This window comes from Ruegeria sp. BHSB058 (assembly GCF_059613285.1).
The window spans coordinates 40,997-63,219 of sequence record NZ_JBXWSF010000011.1 but is presented as its reverse complement, the minus strand read 5'-3'; the positions used below and the strand labels follow the sequence as shown (position 1 = coordinate 63,219).

The 22,223-nt window shown below is 59.6% G+C and carries 20 protein-coding genes; 10 read left to right on the top strand and 10 right to left on the bottom strand.

Going from position 1 to position 22,223, the window contains the following annotated elements:
- Positions 1–18 precede the first annotated feature (18 nt).
- Positions 19–1,818 (bottom strand): NAD(P)-binding domain-containing protein, encoded by a 1,800-nt coding sequence (locus AC2FNB_RS04835; RefSeq protein ID WP_496744827.1) that lies wholly within the window; start codon positions 1,816–1,818, stop codon positions 19–21.
- Between the two features lie 195 nt (positions 1,819–2,013).
- Here AC2FNB_RS04835 and AC2FNB_RS04830 point away from each other — a divergent pair, with 195 nt between their 5' ends.
- Genes AC2FNB_RS04830 through AC2FNB_RS04795 form a run of 8 tightly spaced genes read left to right on the top strand, consistent with a single transcriptional unit; the run spans position 2,014 to position 10,940 of the window.
- The gene (locus AC2FNB_RS04830; RefSeq protein ID WP_496744825.1) at positions 2,014–2,475 is read left to right on the top strand and encodes a DUF2946 family protein; all 462 of its coding nucleotides are present in this window, start codon (positions 2,014–2,016) and stop codon (positions 2,473–2,475) included.
- Positions 2,466–4,643: a 4Fe-4S binding protein gene (locus AC2FNB_RS04825; RefSeq protein ID WP_496744823.1), complete on the top strand. Its 2,178-nt coding sequence runs from the start codon at positions 2,466–2,468 to the stop codon at positions 4,641–4,643. The genes AC2FNB_RS04830 and AC2FNB_RS04825 overlap by 10 nt, the downstream gene beginning before the upstream one ends.
- Before the next feature lie 14 nt (positions 4,644–4,657).
- Positions 4,658–6,565, top strand: coding sequence for a TAT-dependent nitrous-oxide reductase (nosZ, locus tag AC2FNB_RS04820; RefSeq protein ID WP_480747777.1), 1,908 nt, complete (start codon positions 4,658–4,660; stop codon positions 6,563–6,565).
- 3 nt (positions 6,566–6,568) lie between these two features.
- Positions 6,569–7,825, top strand: a complete 1,257-nt coding sequence (locus tag AC2FNB_RS04815) for a nitrous oxide reductase family maturation protein NosD (RefSeq protein WP_496744821.1) — start codon at positions 6,569–6,571, stop codon at positions 7,823–7,825.
- Positions 7,815–8,708, top strand: a complete 894-nt coding sequence (locus AC2FNB_RS04810; RefSeq protein WP_496744820.1) for an ABC transporter ATP-binding protein — start codon at positions 7,815–7,817, stop codon at positions 8,706–8,708. Before AC2FNB_RS04815 ends, AC2FNB_RS04810 begins: the two co-directional genes overlap by 11 nt.
- Positions 8,705–9,526, top strand: coding sequence for an ABC transporter permease (locus tag AC2FNB_RS04805; RefSeq protein ID WP_496744818.1), 822 nt, complete (start codon positions 8,705–8,707; stop codon positions 9,524–9,526). Before AC2FNB_RS04810 ends, AC2FNB_RS04805 begins: the two co-directional genes overlap by 4 nt.
- Positions 9,523–10,041, top strand: a complete 519-nt coding sequence (locus AC2FNB_RS04800; protein WP_496744816.1) for a nitrous oxide reductase accessory protein NosL — start codon at positions 9,523–9,525, stop codon at positions 10,039–10,041. The genes AC2FNB_RS04805 and AC2FNB_RS04800 overlap by 4 nt, the downstream gene beginning before the upstream one ends.
- Positions 10,038–10,940, top strand: a complete 903-nt coding sequence (locus tag AC2FNB_RS04795) for an FAD:protein FMN transferase (RefSeq protein WP_496744814.1) — start codon at positions 10,038–10,040, stop codon at positions 10,938–10,940. Before AC2FNB_RS04800 ends, AC2FNB_RS04795 begins: the two co-directional genes overlap by 4 nt.
- Positions 10,941–10,963: 23 nt before the next feature.
- On the opposite strand, the gene AC2FNB_RS04790 is transcribed toward AC2FNB_RS04795, so the two are convergent.
- Entirely contained in the window at positions 10,964–11,806 is an 843-nt protein-coding gene (locus tag AC2FNB_RS04790; RefSeq protein WP_496744813.1) for a LysR family transcriptional regulator, read from the bottom strand.
- Positions 11,807–11,906: 100 nt separating this feature from the next.
- Here AC2FNB_RS04790 and AC2FNB_RS04785 point away from each other — a divergent pair, with 100 nt between their 5' ends.
- Positions 11,907–12,509, top strand: a complete 603-nt coding sequence (locus AC2FNB_RS04785; RefSeq protein WP_496744811.1) for an HD domain-containing protein — start codon at positions 11,907–11,909, stop codon at positions 12,507–12,509.
- 51 nt (positions 12,510–12,560) lie between these two features.
- Here the strand turns inward: AC2FNB_RS04785 and speB are convergent, their stop codons facing one another.
- The 4 genes from speB to speA form a co-directional block, all read right to left on the bottom strand.
- Complete coding sequence (speB, locus tag AC2FNB_RS04780) at positions 12,561–13,403, bottom strand: agmatinase (protein ID WP_480747769.1); 843 nt, start codon at positions 13,401–13,403, stop codon at positions 12,561–12,563.
- The gene (gene nspC, locus AC2FNB_RS04775) at positions 13,400–14,569 is read right to left on the bottom strand and encodes a carboxynorspermidine decarboxylase (RefSeq protein ID WP_496744809.1); all 1,170 of its coding nucleotides are present in this window, start codon (positions 14,567–14,569) and stop codon (positions 13,400–13,402) included. The genes speB and nspC overlap by 4 nt, the downstream gene beginning before the upstream one ends.
- A gap of 85 nt (positions 14,570–14,654) precedes the next feature.
- Positions 14,655–15,866 (bottom strand): saccharopine dehydrogenase family protein, encoded by a 1,212-nt coding sequence (locus AC2FNB_RS04770; RefSeq protein WP_480747767.1) that lies wholly within the window; start codon positions 15,864–15,866, stop codon positions 14,655–14,657.
- 24 nt (positions 15,867–15,890) lie between these two features.
- Positions 15,891–17,780 carry a biosynthetic arginine decarboxylase gene (gene speA / locus AC2FNB_RS04765; protein ID WP_496744807.1) on the bottom strand — a complete coding sequence of 630 codons (1,890 nt, stop codon included), beginning with the start codon at positions 17,778–17,780 and terminating at the stop codon, positions 15,891–15,893.
- Positions 17,781–18,184: 404 nt separating this feature from the next.
- Here speA and AC2FNB_RS04760 point away from each other — a divergent pair, with 404 nt between their 5' ends.
- Positions 18,185–18,373, top strand: a complete 189-nt coding sequence (locus tag AC2FNB_RS04760; RefSeq protein ID WP_496744806.1) for a hypothetical protein — start codon at positions 18,185–18,187, stop codon at positions 18,371–18,373.
- Positions 18,374–18,580: 207 nt separating this feature from the next.
- Here the strand turns inward: AC2FNB_RS04760 and AC2FNB_RS04755 are convergent, their stop codons facing one another.
- The 4 genes from AC2FNB_RS04755 to AC2FNB_RS04740 all read right to left on the bottom strand — a co-directional run bounded on the left by AC2FNB_RS04755 (position 18,581) and on the right by AC2FNB_RS04740 (position 22,201).
- Positions 18,581–19,381: an NAD(P)-dependent oxidoreductase gene (locus tag AC2FNB_RS04755; RefSeq protein ID WP_496744805.1), complete on the bottom strand. Its 801-nt coding sequence runs from the start codon at positions 19,379–19,381 to the stop codon at positions 18,581–18,583.
- Positions 19,378–20,685, bottom strand: coding sequence for a DUF8689 domain-containing protein (locus AC2FNB_RS04750; protein WP_496744803.1), 1,308 nt, complete (start codon positions 20,683–20,685; stop codon positions 19,378–19,380). The genes AC2FNB_RS04755 and AC2FNB_RS04750 overlap by 4 nt, the downstream gene beginning before the upstream one ends.
- 118 nt (positions 20,686–20,803) lie before the next feature.
- Entirely contained in the window at positions 20,804–21,349 is a 546-nt protein-coding gene (locus tag AC2FNB_RS04745; protein ID WP_496744802.1) for a prepilin peptidase, read from the bottom strand.
- Between the two features lie 3 nt (positions 21,350–21,352).
- Positions 21,353–22,201, bottom strand: coding sequence for a tetratricopeptide repeat protein (locus AC2FNB_RS04740; RefSeq protein WP_480747761.1), 849 nt, complete (start codon positions 22,199–22,201; stop codon positions 21,353–21,355).
- Between the last annotated feature and the right edge of the window lie 22 nt (positions 22,202–22,223).

The following is a 22,223-nucleotide window of genomic DNA, read 5'->3' as shown; positions in this document are numbered from 1 at the left end:
CCCGGCCCGTGCCATGCCTCAGGACAGGTGGTGCACTTCCTGCAGGCCATAGACCGGCGTGTCGATGCCCTCCATCCGGGCCTTGATCTGCAGCGACAGGAACTGCGAATAGTGCCGTGACTGATGCAGGTTGCCACCGTGGAACCACAGCGCCTCCTGCCGGGTCGGTTTCCACATGTTGCGCTCTTCGCCTTCCCACGGCCCCGGATCCTTGGTGGTGTCCGACCCCAGCCCCCAGACCTTGCCGACCCTGTCGGCCATCTCCTGCCCGGCCAGATCGGCCACCCAGCCGTTCATCGAGTTATAGCCGGTGGCATAGACGATGACATCCGCGTCCAGATGGGTCCCGTCATCCAGGATCACCCCGGTTTCATCAACCTCGACAACCTGCCCGCGCCTGATCTTGATCTCACCGTCGATGATCAGCTGGCTGGCTCCGATATCGATGTAATAGCCCGAACCGCGCCGCAGGTACTTCATGAACAAGCCGGACTCGTCGTCGCCCCAATCCAGCCAGAACCCCGCTTTCTCAAGCCCGTCATAAAACGCCTTATCCTGCTCCTTCATCGCCGCATAGGCGGGGATCTGGAACTCGTGCAGGATCGCATAAGGCAGCGAGGCAAAGATCAGATCGGCCTTTTCCGTGGTCATGCCGGCCTGAACCGCGCGCTCGGAATAAAGATCGCCCAGACCGATCTCCATCAAAGTGTCCGACCGCACGATATGGGTCGAGGACCGCTGCACCATGGTGACGTCGACATCGTTCTCCCACAGCGCCGCCGCGATATCATGGGCCGAGTTGTTCGAGCCGACGATCACCGCCTTCTTGCCCTTGTACCTGTCCGGGCCGGGATGCCGCGAGGAATGGTGCTGATCGCCCCTGAATTTTTCCATGCCGGGGAAATTCGGCATATTGGCCTTGCCCGACATGCCGGTCGCCATCACCAGTTGCCTGGGCTTCAGCACGACCTCTTCGCCGTCGCGGTCCACGACCACGGTCCATTCCTTGGCCGCCGCATCATAGCTGGCGGATTTGGCCGTGGTCCGGGTCCAATAGTTCAGCTCCATGACCTTGGTATACATTTCCAGCCAGTCGCCGATCTTGTCCTTGGGCGAAAACACCGGCCAGTTCTCGGGGAACTTGATATAGGGCAGGTGGTCATACCAGACCGGGTCATGCAGGCACAAAGACTTGTAGCGGTTGCGCCAGCTGTCGCCGGGACGGTCGTTGCGCTCGACGATGATGGTCGGCACGCCAAGCTGACGCAGCCTTGCGCCCAGGGCGATCCCGCCCTGACCGCCACCGATGATCAGGCAATAAGGCTGGGTCTTGTATCCAAGCTCCGCCTCTTCCGCCTCGCGCTCCTCTTTCCAGGTGGTGCGGTGCTTGCCCGCTCCGTGTTTCGCCCCCAGCGGGCGCTGGAAACCCTTCGGCTCTTCATGCCCCTTGAGTTCCACCATCGTCGTCAGCAGGGTCCAGATCCGCCCGTCCCTAAGGCGCAACAGACCATAGCCGCGCGCCACCTCCGTTTCGAACTCGATCCAGGCGGTGATTACTCCGCCATCTTCGGTGGCAAGCTCGCCGTCGGCAACTTTCCAGTTCCGCGGCTTTGTCGTGGCCAGTTGGTGGCGCAGCATGTCGGCCACCTGCGCCTTGCCCTCGACCGTTTTGATGTTCCACGTGAACGAAACCAGATCCCGCCAATAGCAATCGTCCTGAAACATTCCGGTTGCGGCCTCGATGTCACCCTGCTCAAGGGCCTTGCCAAACGCATCCAGAAATTCCTGCGTCTGGTCCGTCAATGTCGTGTCGAGCATCTTCTCCTCCCTTTTTTGTTTGCCTTGTTCAGGACAGTCTAAGGGAATTTTTCCATTTCGATCCAGCTTTTCGAAAAAGCCGGGCCAAGGCGGGTTTGAATGCGGCTGCGCTCAAGGACCTGACCTAAGTCAAGTTGCCCGATTCAAATCAGGCGTAGGACTCGGGGCGTATACCAATTCCGAGTCGGATTTTGCATGTTCGCCCGTCGCCCTAATCCTTTCCTAACCGCCCGCGCGTTCCAAGCGGTGGCTGGGGTTTTGGGCATCCTCCTGTTGCTGTTGCAGCTTGTCGCTCCGTCGCTGGCGAGCGCGGAGCAGGGTGAATGGATGGAAATCTGCTCGGAGGCAGGGGCGGTGTTGGTACAGGTGACTCCTGAAGACAATAACCCCGACACCGGCCCCTGCCAGGACTGCGCGCACTGCGCCCTGTGCGCGGTGACAGCCGCCGCGCCATTGCCGCAGATGCCCCAAATCGACCCGCTTCGTTTTGTACAAAATGAACAATGGGGGGTGCAGGGCCTGTACATTTCGCACAAGTCACAGCATCTCTGGCCCGCTGGCCGGGGCCCCCCGTGCGCGCCCCAAGACAGAACCGAACGCGCCCCGCGCGCGTCCATGGCGTCAATCCAAGTAACCGGAGGTGCGCCGTGGTCGTAAGTCGCGCAATCCATTTCCTTCTGGCCCTCGTTCTGTCCTGCGTTGTCGCAATCAGTGCGCGCGCCGACAGTCTTGCCAGCTTTCTTCCTGACATTGATCCGGCTGACCTGGCCCCGGGCGCCGACGCGTTTGGCCCGGTACGCAGCGACGTGAAAGTTGCCCCGGTCCTTCGAGGCGGTGAAACTATCGCGTGGGCTTTTCTGACTTCGGACTTTGTAGGCACGACCGGATATTCCGGCAAACCCATTCACGTGGTTGCCGCCATCGACGCGGATGCTGTTTTGACCGGCGTTCAGCTGGTCAAGCATTCCGAACCCATCGTTCTGATAGGCATTCCCAATTCCCGGATGGTCGAACTGACCGAAGGCTATGCGGGCCTTGACCTGAAACGAGAGGCCGAGACCGGGGGTGAGGGGCATGACCTCGACATCATCTCGGGCGCGACCGTGACGATCATGGTGATCGATGACAGCCTTGTGCGCGGCGGGATCAAAGTGGCCCGCGCGCTGGGTCTGGGCGGTTTGTCCCCGGTGCAGGCTGACGGGCCGCAGCGCGAAGTCGACATGGCGCAGGATGCGGTCTACGACTGGACCACTTTGTCGGGAGACGGCTCGGTCCGGCGGATGACGCTGGATGTCGGGCAGGTCAATGCCGCCTTTGAAGCCACCGGGGATCAGCGCGCGATCAAGCGCCCCGAACCGGGCGAGCCGGATGACACCTTCATCGACATGCATATGGCGCTTGTTTCGGTGCCGTCCATCGGCAAGTCGCTGCTGGGTGAGGCTGAATACCAGAACCTGACCAACTGGCTGGATGAGGGCGAACAGGCCATTCTGGTTCTGGGTCGCGGGGCCTATAGTTTCAAGGGATCGGGCTATGTCCGGGGTGGGATCTTTGACCGGATTCAGCTGATCCAGGGCGACAGTTCGGTGCGGTTCTTCGACAAGCAGCAGCGCCGTCTGGGTGAGGTTGCAGCACCGGATGCCCCCAGCTTTACTGAACTGGATATTTTCAAAATCCCGGCTGATGCCGAGTTTGACCCGGCCGAGCCGTTCCGCCTGCAATTGCTGGTGCAGCGTGCCGTCGGGGCTGTGGAAAAGACCTTTCTGACCTTCGATCTGGGATACAAGCTGCCGGAACAGTACCTGTTGCCGGTCACCGCCCCATCGGTCGTGGATGATGCAACCGGCGAAGCGGCTGCCAAGGCGGCATTGTGGAAACGAATCTGGAAGGACCGCACCGTCGAGATTGCCGGGCTTGGTGTCATGCTGCTGGTGCTGACGGCGACGTTCTTCTTCCAGTTCCATGCCACGATGAATGCGCGTGTGTTCTACTGGTTCCGCATCGGCTATCTGACGATGACCCTGTTTTTCATCGGCTGGTATGCCAATGCACAGCTGAGCGTGGTGAACCTGATGGCGCTGGCGGGCAGTTTGCGCACGGGGTTCTCGTGGGACGCGTTCCTGCTGGATCCGCTGGTCTTTATCCAGTGGTTTGCCGTGGCCGCCGCCCTGCTGTTCTGGGGTCGTGGGGCCTATTGTGGCTGGCTGTGCCCGTTTGGCGCGCTTCAGGAGCTGACCAACAAGATCGCGCGGGCGTTTAAAGTCCCGCAATGGACTTTGCCCTGGGGTCTGAACGAGCGCCTGTGGCCTGCGAAATACATGATCTTCCTGGGCCTTTTTGGTCTGAGTTTCGTGTCAATCCCGCTGGCCGAGCAATATGCCGAGATCGAGCCGTTCAAGACCGCAATCATTCTGAAATTCATGCGCGACTGGCCGTTTGTGGTCTTTGCGCTGGTCCTGCTGGGGATCGGGCTGTTCGTTGAGCGGTTCTATTGCCGCTATCTTTGCCCGCTGGGCGGAGCGCTGGCGATCCCTGCCCGTATCCGCATGTTCGACTGGCTGCGCCGCTACAAAGATTGCGGCACACCCTGTCAGACCTGCGCCAATGAATGCCCCGTTCAGGCGATCCACCCCACCGGTGAGATCAATCCGAACGAGTGCGTCACCTGCCTGCATTGTCAGGTGCTCTATCAGTCCGAGACCAAATGTCCCGTCGTCATCCGCCAGATCAAACGGCGGGCCAAGACAGGGTCGGTCGATCTCAAGACCCCGCTCGGACAACCACCGGCGAACCATCCAAACGCCAAACCGCAAGAAGTTTCCTGAAAGGAGGAACGATCATGTCGGAACACGATAAAAAACTGAACGTCACCCGCCGCGGATTGTTGGGAGCATCCGCCACTGGCGCGGTGCTGGCCGGCACCGGTCTGGGCTCGACCCTGATGACCGCCCGCGAGGCATCTGCCGCGGCCAATGCAAGCCTGGAGCCAGGTGAGCTGGACGAATATTACGGCTTCTGGTCCTCGGGCCAGTCCGGCGAGTTGCGCATTCTGGGCGTGCCGTCCATGCGCGAACTGATGCGGGTGCCGGTGTTCAACCGCTGCTCGGCCACGGGCTGGGGCCAGACCAACGAGTCGCTGAAGGTTCTGACCGAAGGCCTGCTGCCTGAAACCAAGGAATACCTGGCTGCGAACGGCAAGGTCACCTATGACAACGGCGACCTGCACCACCCGCATATGTCGTTCACCGACGGCACCTATGATGGCCGTTATCTGTTCATGAACGACAAAGCCAACACCCGCGTGGCCCGTGTGCGTTGTGACGTGATGAAATGCGACAAGATCATCGAGATCCCGAACGCGCATGACATCCACGGCCTGCGCCCACAGAAATACCCGCGCACCGGCTATATTTTCGCCAATGGTGAACACGAGGCACCGCTGGTCAATGATGGCTCGATCCTTGATGATCCGTCGCAATACGTGAACATCTTTACCGCCATCGACGGTGATACGATGGAAATCGCGTGGCAGGTGATGGTGTCGGGCAACCTCGACAACACCGACTGCGACTATCAGGGCAAATACGCCTTCTCGACCTCGTACAACTCGGAAATGGGTATGAACCTGGCCGAGATGACCGAGAACGAGCTGGACCATGTGGTCGTGTTCAACCTCAAAGGTATCGAAGAGGCCGTAGCGGCCGGGAACTATCAGGAACTGAACGGCGTCAAGGTCGTGGACGGACGTAAAGAGGCGGGTGGAAACCTGACCCGGTACATCCCGATCCCGAACTCGCCGCACGGTGTGAACGCAGCACCCGACAAGAAACACATCATGATCAACGGCAAGCTGTCGCCGACCGTATCCGTGATCGATGTGGAAAAGGTCGATGCGCTGTTCAGCGAAAACGCCGATCCGCGTTCTGCTGTTGTCGCCGAGCCGCAGCTGGGTCTTGGCCCGCTTCACACGGCGTTCGACGGCAAGGGCAACGCCTATACCACCCTGTTCCTGGACAGCCAGGTGGTGAAGTGGAACATCGCCAAGGCGATCGAGGCCTATGCAGGTGCCGATGTTGACCCGATCGTCGACAAGGTCGACGTGCATTACCAGCCGGGTCACAACTCGACCTCGATGGGTGAAACTGCCGAAGCGGATGGCAAGTGGCTGATTTCGATGAACAAGTTCTCGAAAGACCGCTTCCTGAACGTAGGCCCGCTGAAGCCCGAGAATGAGCAGCTGATCGATATCTCCGGTGACAAGATGAAGGTGGTCCATGACGGCCCGACCTTTGCCGAACCGCATGACTCGATCATTGTTCACCGGTCCAAGGTGAACCCGGTCAACGTCTGGGACCGCAACGACCCGATGTGGGAAGAGGCGCGCGCGCAGGCTGCCGCTGACGGTGTCGATCTGGACGAAGGTGCCGAGGAACCGATCCGGGATGGCAACAAAGTGCGGGTCTACATGACCTCGACCGCGCCCGTGTTCAGCATGGAGAAGTTCACCGTCAAACAAGGTGATGAAGTGACGGTCTATGTCACCAACCTGGATGACGTGGATGATGTGACCCACGGCTTCTGCCTGTCGAACTTCGGTATCGCGATGGAAGTTGCGCCGCAGGCCACCGCCTCGGTCACGTTCATTGCCGACCGTCCGGGCGTGCACTGGTTCTACTGCCAGTGGTTCTGCCACGCGCTTCACATGGAGATGCGCGGCCGGATGTTCGTCGAGCCGCGGGGAGCATAACCCATGCGCTGGTCCCTGCTGATACCGCTCCTGCTCGGCTCGCCCCTCTGGGCGGCGGAATGGGATGTACCCAATCGGGCAGGGGCCATTGCTGAGACATTGGCGCAGGCGGAGGAGGGAGACACCCTTCGCCTGTCGCCAGGCGTTTACACAGAGCAGTTGGTTCTGGACCGGCCCGTCACCATCGACGGGCTGGGGCAGGCCACTATCGACGGACAGGGCGCAGGCAGCGTCATCACCATCACCGGGCCGGGTGTAACCGTGCGCGGTCTGACAGTGATCGGCTCGGGCTCGGATCATGAAGGGATCGACAGCGGCATCAAGCTGACCAAGACGGCCAAAGCACCGGTGGTCGAGGATAACGTTCTGATCGGCAACCTCTATGGCGTCGACATTCACGGGGCCAGAGACAGCCTTGTGAAGGGCAACCGGATCGAAGGTCGCCAGGACCGCCACATGAATTCGCGTGGCAATGGCGTCTATGTCTGGAACGCTCCGGGCGCGGTGGTCGATGGCAATGACATCCAATTTGGCCGCGACGGGATCTTCGTGAATTCGTCCAAGAAAAACACGTTCACAAACAACCTGTTTCGCGACCTTCGCTTTGCCGTACACTACATGTACGCCGACAATTCCGAGGTCTCGGGCAATGTTTCAATCGGCAACGATCTTGGCTATGCCGTGATGTTCACCAAACGGGTGAAGATTACCGACAACGTCTCGATCGGCGATCGGGAACACGGAGTCATGCTGAACTATGCCAACCAGAGCGTGATCTCGGGCAATGTGGTGAAGGGGGCCAAGGAAAAGTGCACCTTCCTCTACAATGCCAACAAGAACGAATTCTCGGACAACTGGTTCGAAGGGTGCGGCATCGGCATCCATTTCACCGCCGGGTCCGAGGGCAACAGGATTGTCGGCAATGCGTTTGTCGGCAACCGCACACAGGTTAAATACGTATCGACCCGCTGGGTCGAATGGTCCGAGGACGGTCGCGGCAACTATTGGTCCGATTTTGCGGCCTATGACGTGAACGGCGACGGTGTCGCCGACGCCCCCTATCGCCCCAACGATAGCATGGATCATGTGCTGTGGACTCAACCCGCAGCCAAACTGTTGCTCGGCTCCCCGGCCGTGCAACTGGTGCGCTGGTCGCAATCGGCCTTTCCGGCATTGTTGCCGGGTGGCGTGATCGACAGCAATCCCCTGATGCAAGCCCCGAAACCCCTAGCAATGCAAAAGGTGCCTCATGACGGATAAGGCCCTGACTATTCAGAAAGTACGCAAGGATCGCGGCCCCAACCGCGTTCTGAGCGACGTTGACCTGACCCTTGCCCCCGGCGAGCGCGTGGCGCTGTTGGGTCACAACGGCGCGGGCAAGTCGACGCTGATCAAATCCATTCTTGGGCTGATCCCCATCGACGGCGGATCGATCCGTGTCGGCGATGCCCATCCCGGCAGCGCGACCGCGCGGCGCGATACGGCCTACTTGCCCGAGGCGGTATCGTTCCATCCTGCCCTGACCGGGCGTGAGCAACTGAGCCTGTTCGCCAGCTTGTCTGGAGAGAAAGCCGACATTGCCAGTCTGCTTGATCGTGTCGGACTGAGTGAAGCCCTGGATCGTCGCATCGGCACCTATTCCAAGGGAATGCGGCAGCGTCTCGGGCTGGCGCAGGTTCTGTTGGGCCGCCCCAAAGTGGCCCTGCTGGACGAACCTACCAGCGGGCTTGATCCGATCTCGCGCCAGGATCTTTACGCTATCATCGACGAGTTGGCGGGGCATGGCACAGCGGTGCTGATCGCCAGCCACGCCCTGACCGAGGTCGAGGCCCGTACCGACCGCATCGCCATATTGCGCAGGGGCGTGAAGGTGGCAGATGATACACTGTCGAACCTGTCGGAACTGGCGGGGCTGCCGATCCGGCTGCGCGTGCGCGCGTCGCAGAATGCCGAGGCTCTGGCTGCAGAACTGGGCGGCAGCCGCGTCAATGGAGCATCGGTCGAATTGCTTTGTTCGCCTGCGGACAAGATGCAGGCCCTGCGTCGGATTGCAGGGCTGGGCGATGCAGTGGCAGATGTCGAGATGACACCGCCCAAGTTGGAAGATCTCTATCGTCACTATGCACGGGAGGGCCTGCAATGACTCGGTTTCTTGCCATAACCCGCGCCGAAATGCTGATATTGCGCCGAAACCGCTGGCTGCTGGTGGCGACGCTGATCATGGTGCTGTTTGCGCTGGCGCTGACATTTGCCGGCAGCGCGCCGACTGGTACGCTGGGTGTCGACATGCTGACAGTATCTGTGGCCTCGATGACCACGCTGTCGGTCTACCTCGCGCCGCTGCTGGCCCTGATGATTTCATTCGACGCCATCGCCGGCGACGTGGATCGGGGCAGCCTGGCGTTGCTGCTGTCCTATCCTGCAGGGCGTGGTGAAATCCTGTTGGGCAAGTTCACCGCGCATCTTGCGGCACTGGCCTTTGCCATGGCCGTCGGCTTTGGCACTGCCGGGGCGGTGGCGGCATGGTTCGGCGGTGCGGGGTCGGAAAGCCTGTTGGCGCTGGCGCGTCTTATCGTGACTTCGATCCTGTTGGGCGCCGTGTTTCTGGCGCTGGGATACCTGCTGTCGGCCCTGGCACGGGGCGCCACGGCGGCGGCAGGTCTGTCGGCCGGGCTCTGGCTCATCTTTGTCGTTCTCTATGATCTGGGGCTTTTGGGGGCCGTGGTCATGGACAAAAGCGGCAACTTCACCCAATCCGTCTTTCCATGGGTGATGGTAGCTAACCCGGCCGACGCATTCCGTCTCTGGAACATCGCCGCGACCGAAAGCGTGGCAATGGCTTCGGGCATGACCGGCGCGGCGCAGGCGCTGCCTGTGTGGGCCGCTCCGGCTTCGCTGTTGATCTGGCCGGTGCTGGGCTTTGCCCTGGCCCGTCTTGCTTTCCGGAGGGTCGAACCATGAGACGCCTCGCCCTGATTGCTCTGGTCGCTCTTTCTGCCTGCAAGGAGGAACAGGCTGCCGCGCCCCCTGCGCCGGTTGACCTGACCGAGGTCGCACTCAGCTACTTCTGCCAGATGAATGTCGCCGAACATGGTGGCCCCAAGGGCCAGATCCATCTGGAAGGCCATCCAGCGCCGCTGTTCTTTGCGCAGGTGCGGGACATGCTGGCCTACCTCAAAGGACCGGAGCGGGATGCCGAAATAACGGCCGTCTATGTCAGCGACATGGGGGCCGCGCAAAACTGGGCGAACCCCGGTATATCCAATTGGATCGATGCCGGTGCCGCGACCTTTGTCGTTGGCGCCAATGTGGCAGGCGGAATGGGCGCGCCCGAGGTCGTTCCCTTTGCCGATCCTGCCGCCGCGATGACATTTATCGACCAATACGGCGGCAAGGTCCTGCCGCTGTCTGACATTCCCGAGGCCGAGGTTCTTGGCCCCGTCGATCTGGACCTGACGCTGGAGACACCGGCATGACACTTGTTTCACGCCGCCGCTTTCTGACCGTTTCCGCCGCCTGCGCGGCGCTGCCCACGGGTGCATTCGCTGCACCGGTTGCCCGGTGGCGTGGCATTGCGCTGGGCGCGGGGGCCAGCCTGCGCCTTGAAGGACTTGATGAGGTGCAGGCTGCGCCCATCTTCGCCGCAATCGAGGCGGAATTGGAGCGGCTGGAACGGATTTTCAGCCTATACCGCCCGGACTCTCAGCTCAGCCAGTTGAACGCGCTAGGGTACCTTCAAGACCCCGCGCCGGAATTGCTGGATATCCTCAGCCTGTGTTCTTCTTTGAACGAGGCGACCGATGGGGCATTCGATCCCAGTGTACAGCCGTTGTGGATGGCGCTGGCTTTGGGCAAAAGGCAGGCCGAAATCGACGCGGCCCGCGCCGCGGTCGGATGGGAAAGAGTTCGTGTCACGTCGCGCGACGTACGGCTGGCTCAGCCCGGACTGTCAGGTCTGACCCTCAACGGGATTGCGCAGGGCGCAATAACAGACCGCATTGCCGATTTGTTGAAATCGTTCGGGTTGCGAGACGTACTCGTGGACATGGGCGAGATCGCGGCGCTGGGCGCGCATGCCGACGGTTCGGCCTGGAGCGTCGGGCTGGTCGGTCCTGACGAAACCGTCCGTCAGCGGATAACGTTGCGCGACCGGGCCGTGGCCACATCGACCCCAAGCGGCACCATGCTGAGCGCGCAACAGGGTCATATCCTGGACCCGCGCGGTGGGTATTCTGTGCATCAAACCGTATCGGTGTCGGCGCCGCGCGCGGCCGTGGCGGATGGGCTTTCGACGGCCTTGTGCCTGCTTTCGGCAGAGAAGGCCGCAAACGTCCTTTCCAGGTTCCCGCAGGCAAAGTTGGAGATGCTTCTGTAGGGTCCGGAACGCTGTGCCAGCCTTCACGCCTGGCGCAGTGTATTGAGACAGGTTAGGATTTCGCTTAACTGACGGCGCTGTGGAACGTCCGGGCGGGTGACAAGGTACATGGGCAACAACAGGTCTCGCGCCTCTGGAACTTCTGTCAGCTGGCCGGTGCGAAGATATGCGCCAATGACGTAATCCGGGAAATATCCGCGACCACCGCGGTTCAGCACATAGCGAAGCGCCATCATGCAATTGCCCAGAAAAATCGTTTGCCCCGATGCCTGACGCGCGACCGTGCGAACATGATGCTGATAAAGGTCGCCAAGCTCGAGATTGACGAAAATAGTGTCGTCGTCCGACCCAAGGCCGGGCGTTTCCACCAACAACAACCGTTCAGGCGGCAGTTCTTCGAACACAATCTGCTTGTTGCGCGGTTTTTCGTGCGTGAGCGCTGCGTCCAGCACATTCGTCGACACCGCCTCGACCATGTTCAGATCGTGGTCATAATTCAGGGTCAGCAGCAGCTTGCCGAAGTTCCGCTCCAGACTGATGGCCAGATCGACCAGAAGAGGGTCCCAGATGCTGAGTTGCGCACCCAGCCGGATCGACAGGCGATTGGGAGCCTGAGTGGCGAGGTCCTGCGTTGCAAAACTCCACAGCCCGACCATCTGTTCGGCATAGGGGCGGAACTGATGGCCGAACTCTGTTAGTGCCGTGCCGCCTGCGCCTCGCGTGAACAAGTCTTGTCCCAAAGCCTGTTCAAGCGCGCGTATTCTGGCGCTCACTGCCGTCTGCGTGACGTTCATCTTGCGCGCGGCCGCATGAAACCCTCCGGTTTCGGCCACTGATAGAAAGGTTTTCAGCGCATTGATCTGCATTTGAAAACATTTTCGTTTCAAATTGATAAAATCAATTCATTTTTTTGCTTTTAGGTGCGCTGATAAAGTGTCCGAGCGACATTAGCAGCAGGAAACCGCAATGCTGGACAAAAACCACAAACCCACCTGGACCAGTTTCGAGAACGCCACCAAGGAAGATTTCCTGGCGGTCATGGATTACGAAGATGGCTATAACGCGGCCTTGCCGGATCGCATCCTCGACGCCATCCGGTCGCTCGATGAGGAATGGACGCCCTATCCGGTGAACCGCTATCAGCACTGCCTTCAGGCGGCTACGCGCGCATACGAGGATGGGGCAGACGATGAAATTGTGATTGCCGCGCTGGTGCATGACGTGGGTGATATCCTGTCCCCCTACAACCACGGTGAATTGTCGGCAGCGATGATGAAGCCCTATGTCAGCGAAAGAACCTATTGGATTCTGAAGCATCACTGCGTGTTTCAGGGTTACTACTACAATCATTTCCTGGGTGGCGACAGGAACGCGCGCGACAAGTATCGCGACAGCCCCTATTGGGAGGATTGCCGCCAGTTTTGCCACGACTATGACCAGTGCGCCTTTGATCCGGATTATCCCACCAAGCCTCTGGAATTCTTTGAGCCGATGCTGCGCAAGCTTTTGTCAAAGAGTGGCGGGCATATGGAACTGAACGAGACCGCCGAGGACGGCAAACTCGACTGACGACCACGCCGGGCGGGACAGCTCCACCCGTCCGGCAATTCTGGCTGGCGTTTAGCAGGCGGCCATCAACCGGTAAACGATCTGGGCGGCGGTGAAATTCCACGCGGCATTGCCGTCGGGCGCCAGTTCAACAACGTCGAAGCCCACGCATCTGCGCCCCTCGAGCGCGTGTTCCACAAGGTGCAGCGCCTGATAATAGCCAAGGCCGCCGGGCACCGGCGTACCTGTGGCCGGCATTTGCGAAGGGTCCAACCCGTCGACGTCAAAACTGACATAGACCAGTTCGGGGAAATCCTCGGGCAGATCGACGCTGTGGATATTGCCGGTCACCAGCTCTTCGGCGTCCACATGGAAGACGGAGTTGCGTTCGCGGCTTTCCGCCTCTTGCGAGCACAGCGCGCGGACACCGAATTGCGCCAGAGAGATGCCTTCTTCGGCCAGCAGATGCATAACCGAGGCATGGCTATGCTTTTCGCCCTGATAGGCGATGCGCAAATCCGCGTGGGCGTCGATTTGGACGATGCCGACCGGTTGACCCAGCGCGCGCGCCACGCCCATGACCGCACCATAGCTGAGAGAATGTTCGCCCCCCAGCGTGACAGGAACCTTGCCAGCGCGCACCGCCGCCTCGGTGCGGGTCGCGAGACGCTCCATCACCTCTGGCAGGGGGGCGTCACAATCCAGCGGTGGTTCCGTTATGATACCGTCGGCGCAAGGCTCAGCGGTACCGACGATCCGCTCAAGCTCGTTCGAGGCCTCGATGATCGCGGAGGGGCCATTTGCTGTGCCGGATCCATAGGAAACGGTGCGTTCCAACGGTACAGGGATCACGCGGAAACGTGCGGTTTCTGTGCGCTCGGCGTCGGTCAGTTCGCTGTCGAGAAAGATGCTCATGAAAGGCGGTCCTTGAAGTCCTGGTATCCGAACTGTCTGACGATCTTCAGTTCGTCGGTTTCGCTGTTCCATTGCGCGATCGTGGGCAAGGGCACACCGTTGAAGGTGTTGGTCTTGACCATCGAGTAATGCGCCTGATCGAGAAAGGCAAAGCGCTGCCCGATCCGCAGCGGTTCGGCCCATGTATAATCCCCGATCACGTCGCCGGCCAGGCAGGACGGACCGCCGAGGCGATAGATGTGGCCTGCGTGTGCCTCGTCCATCAGCGCGGGGCGATAGGGAGCCTCGATCACGTCGGGCATGTGGCAGGTGGCAGAGATATCGGTGATGGCAAGGTTCATACCATTCTGCGGCAGGTCGAGGATTTCGCCGACCAGAATGCCCGCGTCCAGAGCCACAGCCTCGCCGGGTTCGAGATAGACGTCGATGCCGTGTTTACTGCGAATGCCCTTGATGAGGGCAACCAGCCCGTCGCGGTCATAGTCGTCGCGGGTGATGTGATGACCGCCGCCGAAGTTGAGCCATTTGAGGCCACCGATGAAAGGTGCGAGCTTTGGTTCGACCGAGGCCCATGTGCGCTGGAGCGGTTCGAATCCTTGCTCGCAAAGCGTGTGCATGTGCAGGCCGTCGACGCCGTTCAGGGCTTCTTTAGTCAACTGGCTGACAGGGGTACCCAGCCGCGAGCAGGGGGCACAGGGGTCGTATTTTGGAATCTCGCCTTCGGAGTGTTCCGGGTTGATGCGCAAGCCTACCTGTTTGCCAGCCGCGCGGCATTTACCGAGGAATCGGTCCTTTTGAGCGGGGCTGTTAAAGATGATGTGGTCGCTGAGCGCAATGATCTCGTCGATGTCGCTGTCCTTATAGCCGGCACAGAAGGTTGCGACCTCGCCGCCATATTCCTCGCGGCCCAGACGTGCCTCGTAGATGCCGCTGGCGCAGGTGCCGCCGAGGTACTGGCGCACCAGCGGGGCCAGTGAGAACATTGAAAACGCCTTGAGTGCGCTTAGGACATGCGCCCCGGAGCGGGCGCCAATATCCGCAAGCGTCTCAAGGTTTCGCTGAACCGCTTTTTCATCGACCACGAAACAGGGGGTTGGGACTCGATTGAGATCGAAGGCGCGGAAAGCTCCGGCATCGCCTGCCTGAGTGGTCATCATGTCGGACATGTCCGGCGTCTCCTTGAAGTGGAGAGGCCGGGGGCGCTGCCCCCGGACCCCCGGGATATTTAGGGCCAGATGAAGCTGACGCGGATCAGAAGGTGACCGGGCCGTCGAGTTCATGAACCTGCCATGGCAGGCCATGGTCGTTCAGCATGTCCATGAAATCGTCGGGGTCGAGTTGCTCCATGTTCCAGACGCCTGGTTGCACCCAGTTGCCTTTCAGCACCTGCGCCGCGCCGATCATGGCGGGGACACCCGTGGTGTAGCTGACGGCCTGGCTGCCGACTTCCGCGTAGCACTCCTGATGATCGCAGATATTGTAGATGTAATAGGTTTTCTCGCCCGAGCCATCCTTGGCCTGACCCGTGGCGATGTCGCCGATGCAGGCCTTGCCTTTGGTTTCCGCGCCCAGATCGCCGGGATCGGGCAGAAGGGTTTTGAGAAACTGGATCGGGATGATCTCGTGTCCGTCATGCATGACCGGGTCGATGCGGGTCATGCCGACGTTTTCCAGAACCTTGGCATGGGTGATGTAGGCGTCGCCGAAGGTCATCCAGAAACGGGCGCGTTCGATTTCGGGGAAGTGGGTCGAAAGCGATTCCAGTTCCTCGTGATACATCAGGTACATGTTCTTGGGACCGATGGCGGGGAAGTCGAACTCGACCTTGGTGGTCATGGCAGGGCTGGTTTTCCATTCGCCGTCTTCCCAGTGGCGCACTTCGGCCAGAACTTCGCGCAGGTTGATTTCCGGGTTGAAGTTGGTGGCGAATTCCTGGTCGTTCGAGCCGCCATTGGCATCCAGAACGTCGATCTGGCGGATGGTGTCGAGCTTGTGTTTCTTGAGCCATGTGGCGAAGACCGAGGTGACGCCCGGATCGAAGCCCGAACCGAGAATGGCGGTCAGGCCCGCCTCCTTGAACTTGTCCTGGTACGCCCACTGCCAGTGGTATTCGAATTTGGCCACGTCCTCGGGCTCGTAATTTGCAGTGTCGAGGTAGTGGCAGCCGGCCTCGAGGCATGCATCCATCAGCACGAGGTCCTGGTAGGGCAGGGCGAGGTTCACAAGGATTTCGGCGCCGGTCTGCTTGATCAGGGCGACGGTGTCGGCGACCCTGTAGGCGTCGAGTGCGGCGGTTTTGATCTCTACCCCGGTGCGCTCCTTGACCGATTTCGCGATGGCGTCGCATTTCGACTTGGTGCGGCTGGCCAGCGTGATTTCGGTAAAAATATCCGAATTCATTGCCATCTTGTGCACGGCAGCGTGACTGACGCCACCTGCGCCGACAACCAGTGTTTTGCCCATGGGGTAGTCTCCTCTCACAGGGGGTTATTCGTAATAGGTGTAGCCGTTGATCGAGTCGCGGTAGGCGCTCATCAGTGTCTTGCGATCCTTGGCTTTCAACGTGCCGGTCGAGATCGCCTCGTCCACCATCTTGCGGAAGGCGGCGACACAATCGGCCGGGTCAAATTCGACATAGGCCAGAACCTCGGAGATGGTGTCGCCTTCCTGCTCGTGCAGCAGGTCGAACCCGCCATCGGCGCGCAGATCGATGGTGACCACATTGGTGTCGCCAAAGAGGTTGTGCAGATCGCCAAGGGTTTCCTGGTAGGCCCCGACAAAGAACACGCCCATGTAATAATCGTCTTCTTCGGGCAGCGTGTGGACCGGCAGGCTGGGCGAAACGCCCTCCGCCAATATGAAACGGCCGATCTTGCCGTCGCTGTCGCAGGTGATGTCGCTAAGCACGGCACGACGGTCAGGGACCTGGTTCAACATCTGCAGCGGCACGATCGGGTGCAACTGGTCGATGGCCCAGACATCGGGCAGCGACTGGAACAGCGAGAAATTGCAGTGATAGATATCGGCCAGCTTTTCAAGTTGGGCATCGACATCTGTTTCCCCCTCTTCCGTGGCGACGAGTGCTTTGATACGGGCCATCAGAGACAGGTAGATGCGCTCGGCCCGTGCCATCTGGCGCAGGTCGACATAGCCGCGCCGGAACAGCGCTCGCAACTCGTTGCGGTAAAAGGTGGCGTCGTTCCAGCATTCTTGCAGCCGGTCATGGCTGAGATAGCCGTGCACGGCGGCCAGATCCGACACCAGATGGTGGTCGTCGGGATGTACGTCAGGCCCGTTCGGCGCGTCATAAAGCGTGCATTCAAGGACGTTGAAGACCAGCATCGAAGAGGTCGCTACGACGGCGCGGCCGCTTTCGGTGACCAGCGTGGGATGGTCCACCTCGGCCTCATCCATCGCGTAGGCCACGGTTTCGACAACATTGGCACAGTATTCCTCGACCGTGTAGTTGATCGAGTTCTCGGTGGCCTTTTTTTCGCCAGTGTAATCCACGCCCATACCGCCACCGAGATCAAGATGACCGAGCGGCACGCCTTCGCGCGTGAGTTCGGTATAATACCGGCAGGCTTCGCCAACGGCGCGGCGCACGTCGTTGACGTCGGGCACCTGGCTGCCCAGATGTGAATGCTGAAGCTTCAGGCAATGCAGCAAACCGGCTGCTTTCAGCTTGTCCACCACCGACACCAGCTGATCAGTGTTCATGCCAAAAGCCGAGCGGTCGCCCGAGCTTTCTTCCCATTTGCCGCTGATCTGGTTGGTGAGCTTCACCCGCACGCCCAGCAAGGGTTCGATGCCCAGCTCGTTATAGACCTCGATCACGGTGTCGGCTTCTTTCGGGCTTTCCAGCACGACTACGGTGTTAAAGCCGATCTTGCGGCTGAGGATGGCAAGCTGGATGAACTCGGCATCCTTGACGCCGTTGCAGACGATCAGCGCCTCGCGCGCCAGACGGTGCGCCAGCGCGATGACGAGTTCAGGTTTCGAACCCGCTTCGAGCCCGTAATTGTATTTCTGTCCGAACTCGACGATCCGGTCGATCACCTGTGCCTGCTGGTTCACCTTGATCGGGAATACGCCGCGATACTGGCCGCGATATCCGGTGCGCGCGATGGCCTCGGCAAAGCTTTCGTTGATATGGGCAATCTCGTTTTCCAGATATGAACTGATCCGAAGCAGCATCGGTGCCCGGATGCCACGTTGATCAAGATCGTGCAGAATGCCCGGCAGGCTGATGGCGGCCGCATCGGGGGCAAGGGGATTTCGAAGGCCGATCTCGCCGTCCTCAGTCACCTCTATGAGACCTTTGCCCCATTTTTCCACGCCATAAACGGAATGCGGTGCGTCAGACGTCTGTTTCAATCAACCATGTCCCCTGTGGTTTGAAGCCTGTGGATGTGCGCCGCCCTTTACGGGAGGTGTTCGATTCGTCCAAGCGTAAACTCTTACAGTATCGGATTTAAACTGCGGTCTAACGTCTTTTTCCACCTATCTCGCCGCAGCACATATATCTGCACAATCTGGCCGCCGCTGAAGGAACCTTGATTGAAACCCTGCGAGACGGGAATGTCAAATTGCCCTGTTGCCCCTTGAAGTCGTGCTGCAGGGGCCTGTCGCGACCGGGATTTGTGTTCTGGCGGATGGGGTCAGGAAGGCGGTCATATCGGTAATGTGAAGAAAACTTAATTGTAAGGACAGGTCCCGATCAGCCGTGGGCGCCATATATCCGTTGTGCTGGGAAAATCGTCGTAGAAGGCAGAACGGGCATGAAAGCAAACACCAAATTCATTGCGGCCATCGTTGCCACCGCCGTATGCGTAACAGCGGTCACGCAATCGGCCGGTGCTGCGCTGCATCAGAAGGATCAGGAGAACCCGGCACTCGAAATCAAAACCAGCGCCGCCATTCTGCCCGAAGTCCAGAAAGCAGTCTGGGTCGCAAGCTTTCAAGAGTGATACGGACAAGCCGGCTGGCGTGGGTTTGATAACGTTCTTGATGCCGTTACGCGATCTGACAAGTGCTCAGGGCAGAGCGACCAAATGTCGGTAACAGGCTCCGGTTCCTCTTCGACTGAACCTAGACTTGCGGAGGGAGGCGCCTTGCGTGTTTCAGGGAGGGCGCGCAGGGCGCTTTGCCGGTCGGATAGAATCCGGCAAAGATGATCATTTATGCGGTTCGAGATCCCGCAAAAGGTTCTGGAGAGATCGGAAAAGACCTATTCCCGCCCCGTCCGGAGCAGCATCAAGAGCGCTTTCGACGTCTTTTACAAGAATGCCGATCGTGTTGTCGTCTTGATATCCGTCCTGTGCGAATTCGATCTTTTGGAACCCGGAAGCGAACCAGTTCTGGCCCGAGCTTGTATGGATGAGGTTCAACAATTTGTGCTGGTCCAGCCCGGCTTGGTGTGCCCAGTCCAGAACCAGCCGTGTGATCGCCGTGTTTGAGGCCGCCAGAAGGTTGTTGAGAACCTTGGCCTGCATCCCCATGCCGTATGGCCCCATACGGTGATAATGCCTACCCATGGCGTCAAACAACGGCTGCGCTGCGTCCAGATCCCCAGCGTTACCACCCAGCATAAAAGACAACCGCGCCTCTTGCGCGGCGATCTGCGCCCCCGACATCGGGGCGTCGATCAGGCTGATCCTGTCGGGAACCCGCTCGCGCAATTCACGCACGTATCGAGGAGAGAGCGTCGAGCACAGGATGATCCGGCGCAGACCGGGTGCATCGACAAAACCCTGAGACTCAAACAGAACATCCTCAGTTTGCGGTACGTCCCGAACAACAGTCAGCAAGGTGTGCAAACCCTGCCCAAACGCGGTCGCGTCATTGGTAACAAAAGGCTGCAACACCCCGAACTCGGCCGGATCACGGATATCGAATCCCCGGGCGTCAAAGCCAGCGCGGCGCAGGGCGGCGAGCATCGGAGCGCCCATGCGGCCGCAACCGGCCAGACCGATCATTTGACGATCTCTTCGTCCCTCACGAACATGTTGGCCCAGGCCCGGTCGATCAGTTCTGGCGACATTTGATAGGGAATACCCTCGAACTCGCAGATGGCAATCATCTGGTCGATCAAAAAGATCGGTTGATAGTTCGCATAGATGTTGTTGATCGTCGGATACTTGACCTTGAGCAGATGAACCAGCGCCGACTCATCCAGTGGCATGCCGCGCTTGCGGGCAACCATGGCAAAGATCTTCAGGAAATTCTCCTGGTTCGGGCCATCGATCTTGATCTTGAAGAAGATCCGGCGCAAGGCCGCCATGTCGAAGATTTCATTCGGGTGAAAGTTGGTTGAAAAGATCACCAGCGTGTCGAAGGGAACTTCGAATTTTTCACCGGATTGCAGGCCGAGAATATCTTTGTTTTCTTCAAGCGGTACGATCCAGCGGTTGACCAACGCCTGCGGCGGTTCGGTTTGGCGGCCAAGGTCGTCGACGATAAAGATACCCCCGGTCGATTTCAGCTGAAGCGGCGCCTGATAGGTGCGCGCAGTTGGGTTATAGACCAGATCCAGCATGCTGAGCGACAGTTCACCGCCGGTAATCACCGTCGGTCTTTCGCACATCACATAACGGGTGTCGAAACGCTTGCGGCGGCGCAGGCTGTTAGGATCGTCCGTTTCCTGTTCGATCAGGTTGTGCACGATCGGGTCATAGACCGTGATCACCTGACCGGCATATTCTATGGCGCGGGGAACATAGACATGATCGCCTAAGGCATCGCGAATACCGTTTGAGATGGAGGACTTACCGTTGCCCGGGGGGCCATACATCAGGATCGACCTGCCGGCGCTGACCGCAGGGCCAAGGTGATCCAGCAAACTGTCTGGCAAAACCAGATGCCCCATCGCGTTGACGAGCTGTTCCCGGGTCACTTGAATATTGCGAATCGACTGGCGCTTGACCTGTTCGCGATAAACGTCCAGCGGCACCGGCATCGCACCGAAATACTCCGACTGGCTGAGTGCATCCAGCGCCCGTGCCTTGCCTGCGTCGGTCAACTGGTACCCCATCTCGTTGCCGGCATTGGCGACGAGGGTGCCGGTTGCTTCCAGCAATTTCTGCTCTCGTGCAATATCCACCAGTTCCTGGGTCACGGACCCCGGCAGGCAAATGGCCTCGGCAATCTCGGTGACCATGTTGACGTTTTTGCGGAAGATGGTCTTGAGAAGAATGTCCCGCATCATGACCAGTGGAAGTTTCATTTCCGCCAGCCCCTTGGGGGGCGGTGGGGCCATAACGGTGGTGGTCTGCATGTTCATGAGCGGTGCTCGTTCGTTCAGATTCGCCGGTATTGTTTCGCGGGTGGAACCGCACGGGGTAAAACTGGCCCAGCAATGTGGCAGCACAAAGGCAGAGCCGGGGCGTGTCGATGATCACTCACGCCCCATAAATCGTTCCCAGAATCAAGTAAATGGACAGGCTTCCGGCCAGAGTCAGCCCCATGGGAAAGAGCTTGCCCGCCTCCCAGCTTTTCCATTCTGGCGCGATACGCCTCAGGGCTGTGTATTTGGCCAGTCGGTGGGTAAAGAATGCCCCCAGCAAACCTGCCGCCAGAATGGCCAAAACCAGCCTGATATCTGAGGTCCAGACAAACGGGGCTGCGACAGCGGCGAACTTGGCGTCACCAGCCCCGACCGCTCCGCCCGCGTTCAGAAGGAACCCGATCAGCAACACGACCGGCAGATGGAGAAGTTGCCAGACATAGACGGGTAGCGAGAATGTAAAAGGACCAACTGTGCCGGTCGGCCAATCACCAGACCACATGGGGAGGGCGATGAGGCCAACGACGATAAAGATCCCGCATAGCGCCGTATTCGCCTGGTTCTTGATCTTCATCTCGCGCAGATCGGTAAAGGCAACGTACAGGCAAACCGGCAGCACAAATGGCAAGAACCAAATTGCTGCCGTCGAAGGAATTTCCATTGCTCAGGCGCTCTCCAACGCGTCCAGCGATCTTACGGCTTCTTCAAAGTGTTGCGGATGGGTTGAGATTGCGTCGCGTAGCAGGGTTTTGCCGGTTTCCACGTCACCCTGCTTGATTGCCGACAGGGCCATCGTGTGCAGCAGGGTTGCCCGCTCGACCTGATCCATCGGAACAACGGGGAGGGCGTAGTTGCGTTGTGCTCCACGCGCCAGAACCAGATTGTTCTTGGCGGTGAACAGGGATTTATCGTGCTTGATCGCCTCGTTGAACAGGCGTTCTGCTTCGGCATATTGGCCGCGCGTCAACTTGGAGTATCCCCAGTTGTTCATCACTCCGGCTGGACGTGTCGTCAGCCCGATAGCGGTTTCATAAAACGAGTCCGCGCGTTTCCAGTCCTTGTTCGCGTCGGCCACCATCGCCTCAAGACGGTAGCGGCTGAAAGTTTCATGCGTCGGCGGGATCGTGTCCAGAGTGCTTTCCGCTTTGGCCCAGTCGCCAGAACGGATCAAAGCGTCGGCGTAGCTGACCTTGTCTTCGGTGGTCGACCCGTTCATCTTCACCAACTTGGACCAGGCGGCAGCGGCTTCGGTGCTGCGTTTTGCACGACCCAAGGAATAGGCGAGACCGCGTTGTAGGTCAGCGCGGTCGGGATTGGCCGCCGATGCCCGCTGAAAATATGCGACCGCCTCATTCGGGTCTGCGACGCTCAACATGACGTCGTTGAGGTTGGTTTCGTCGATGACATTGATGTCCTGCAGGGTCTTGTCGACGGTTTCCTCGCCTTTATCTGCGCAGGCTGCCAGCGTCAGCCCGCATGCAAGCATGCTTGGAATCAGGATGGAGTGGCGCATTTTTGCGTCCCTTACTGCTCTT

Coding starts and splice junctions, on each gene's coding strand:
- AC2FNB_RS04835 (WP_496744827.1), bottom strand. CDS start 1,818: ATGCTCGACACGACATTGACGGACCAGACGCAGGAATTTCTGGATGCG.
- AC2FNB_RS04830 (WP_496744825.1), top strand. CDS start 2,014: ATGTTCGCCCGTCGCCCTAATCCTTTCCTAACCGCCCGCGCGTTCCAA.
- nosZ (WP_480747777.1), top strand. CDS start 4,658: ATGTCGGAACACGATAAAAAACTGAACGTCACCCGCCGCGGATTGTTG.
- AC2FNB_RS04815 (WP_496744821.1), top strand. CDS start 6,569: ATGCGCTGGTCCCTGCTGATACCGCTCCTGCTCGGCTCGCCCCTCTGG.
- AC2FNB_RS04810 (WP_496744820.1), top strand. CDS start 7,815: ATGACGGATAAGGCCCTGACTATTCAGAAAGTACGCAAGGATCGCGGC.
- AC2FNB_RS04805 (WP_496744818.1), top strand. CDS start 8,705: ATGACTCGGTTTCTTGCCATAACCCGCGCCGAAATGCTGATATTGCGC.
- AC2FNB_RS04800 (WP_496744816.1), top strand. CDS start 9,523: ATGAGACGCCTCGCCCTGATTGCTCTGGTCGCTCTTTCTGCCTGCAAG.
- AC2FNB_RS04795 (WP_496744814.1), top strand. CDS start 10,038: ATGACACTTGTTTCACGCCGCCGCTTTCTGACCGTTTCCGCCGCCTGC.
- AC2FNB_RS04790 (WP_496744813.1), bottom strand. CDS start 11,806: ATGCAGATCAATGCGCTGAAAACCTTTCTATCAGTGGCCGAAACCGGA.
- AC2FNB_RS04785 (WP_496744811.1), top strand. CDS start 11,907: ATGCTGGACAAAAACCACAAACCCACCTGGACCAGTTTCGAGAACGCC.
- speB (WP_480747769.1), bottom strand. CDS start 13,403: ATGAGCATCTTTCTCGACAGCGAACTGACCGACGCCGAGCGCACAGAA.
- nspC (WP_496744809.1), bottom strand. CDS start 14,569: ATGTCCGACATGATGACCACTCAGGCAGGCGATGCCGGAGCTTTCCGC.
- AC2FNB_RS04770 (WP_480747767.1), bottom strand. CDS start 15,866: ATGGGCAAAACACTGGTTGTCGGCGCAGGTGGCGTCAGTCACGCTGCC.
- AC2FNB_RS04760 (WP_496744806.1), top strand. CDS start 18,185: ATGAAAGCAAACACCAAATTCATTGCGGCCATCGTTGCCACCGCCGTA.
- AC2FNB_RS04755 (WP_496744805.1), bottom strand. CDS start 19,381: ATGATCGGTCTGGCCGGTTGCGGCCGCATGGGCGCTCCGATGCTCGCC.
- AC2FNB_RS04750 (WP_496744803.1), bottom strand. CDS start 20,685: ATGAACATGCAGACCACCACCGTTATGGCCCCACCGCCCCCCAAGGGG.
- AC2FNB_RS04745 (WP_496744802.1), bottom strand. CDS start 21,349: ATGGAAATTCCTTCGACGGCAGCAATTTGGTTCTTGCCATTTGTGCTG.
- AC2FNB_RS04740 (WP_480747761.1), bottom strand. CDS start 22,201: ATGCGCCACTCCATCCTGATTCCAAGCATGCTTGCATGCGGGCTGACG.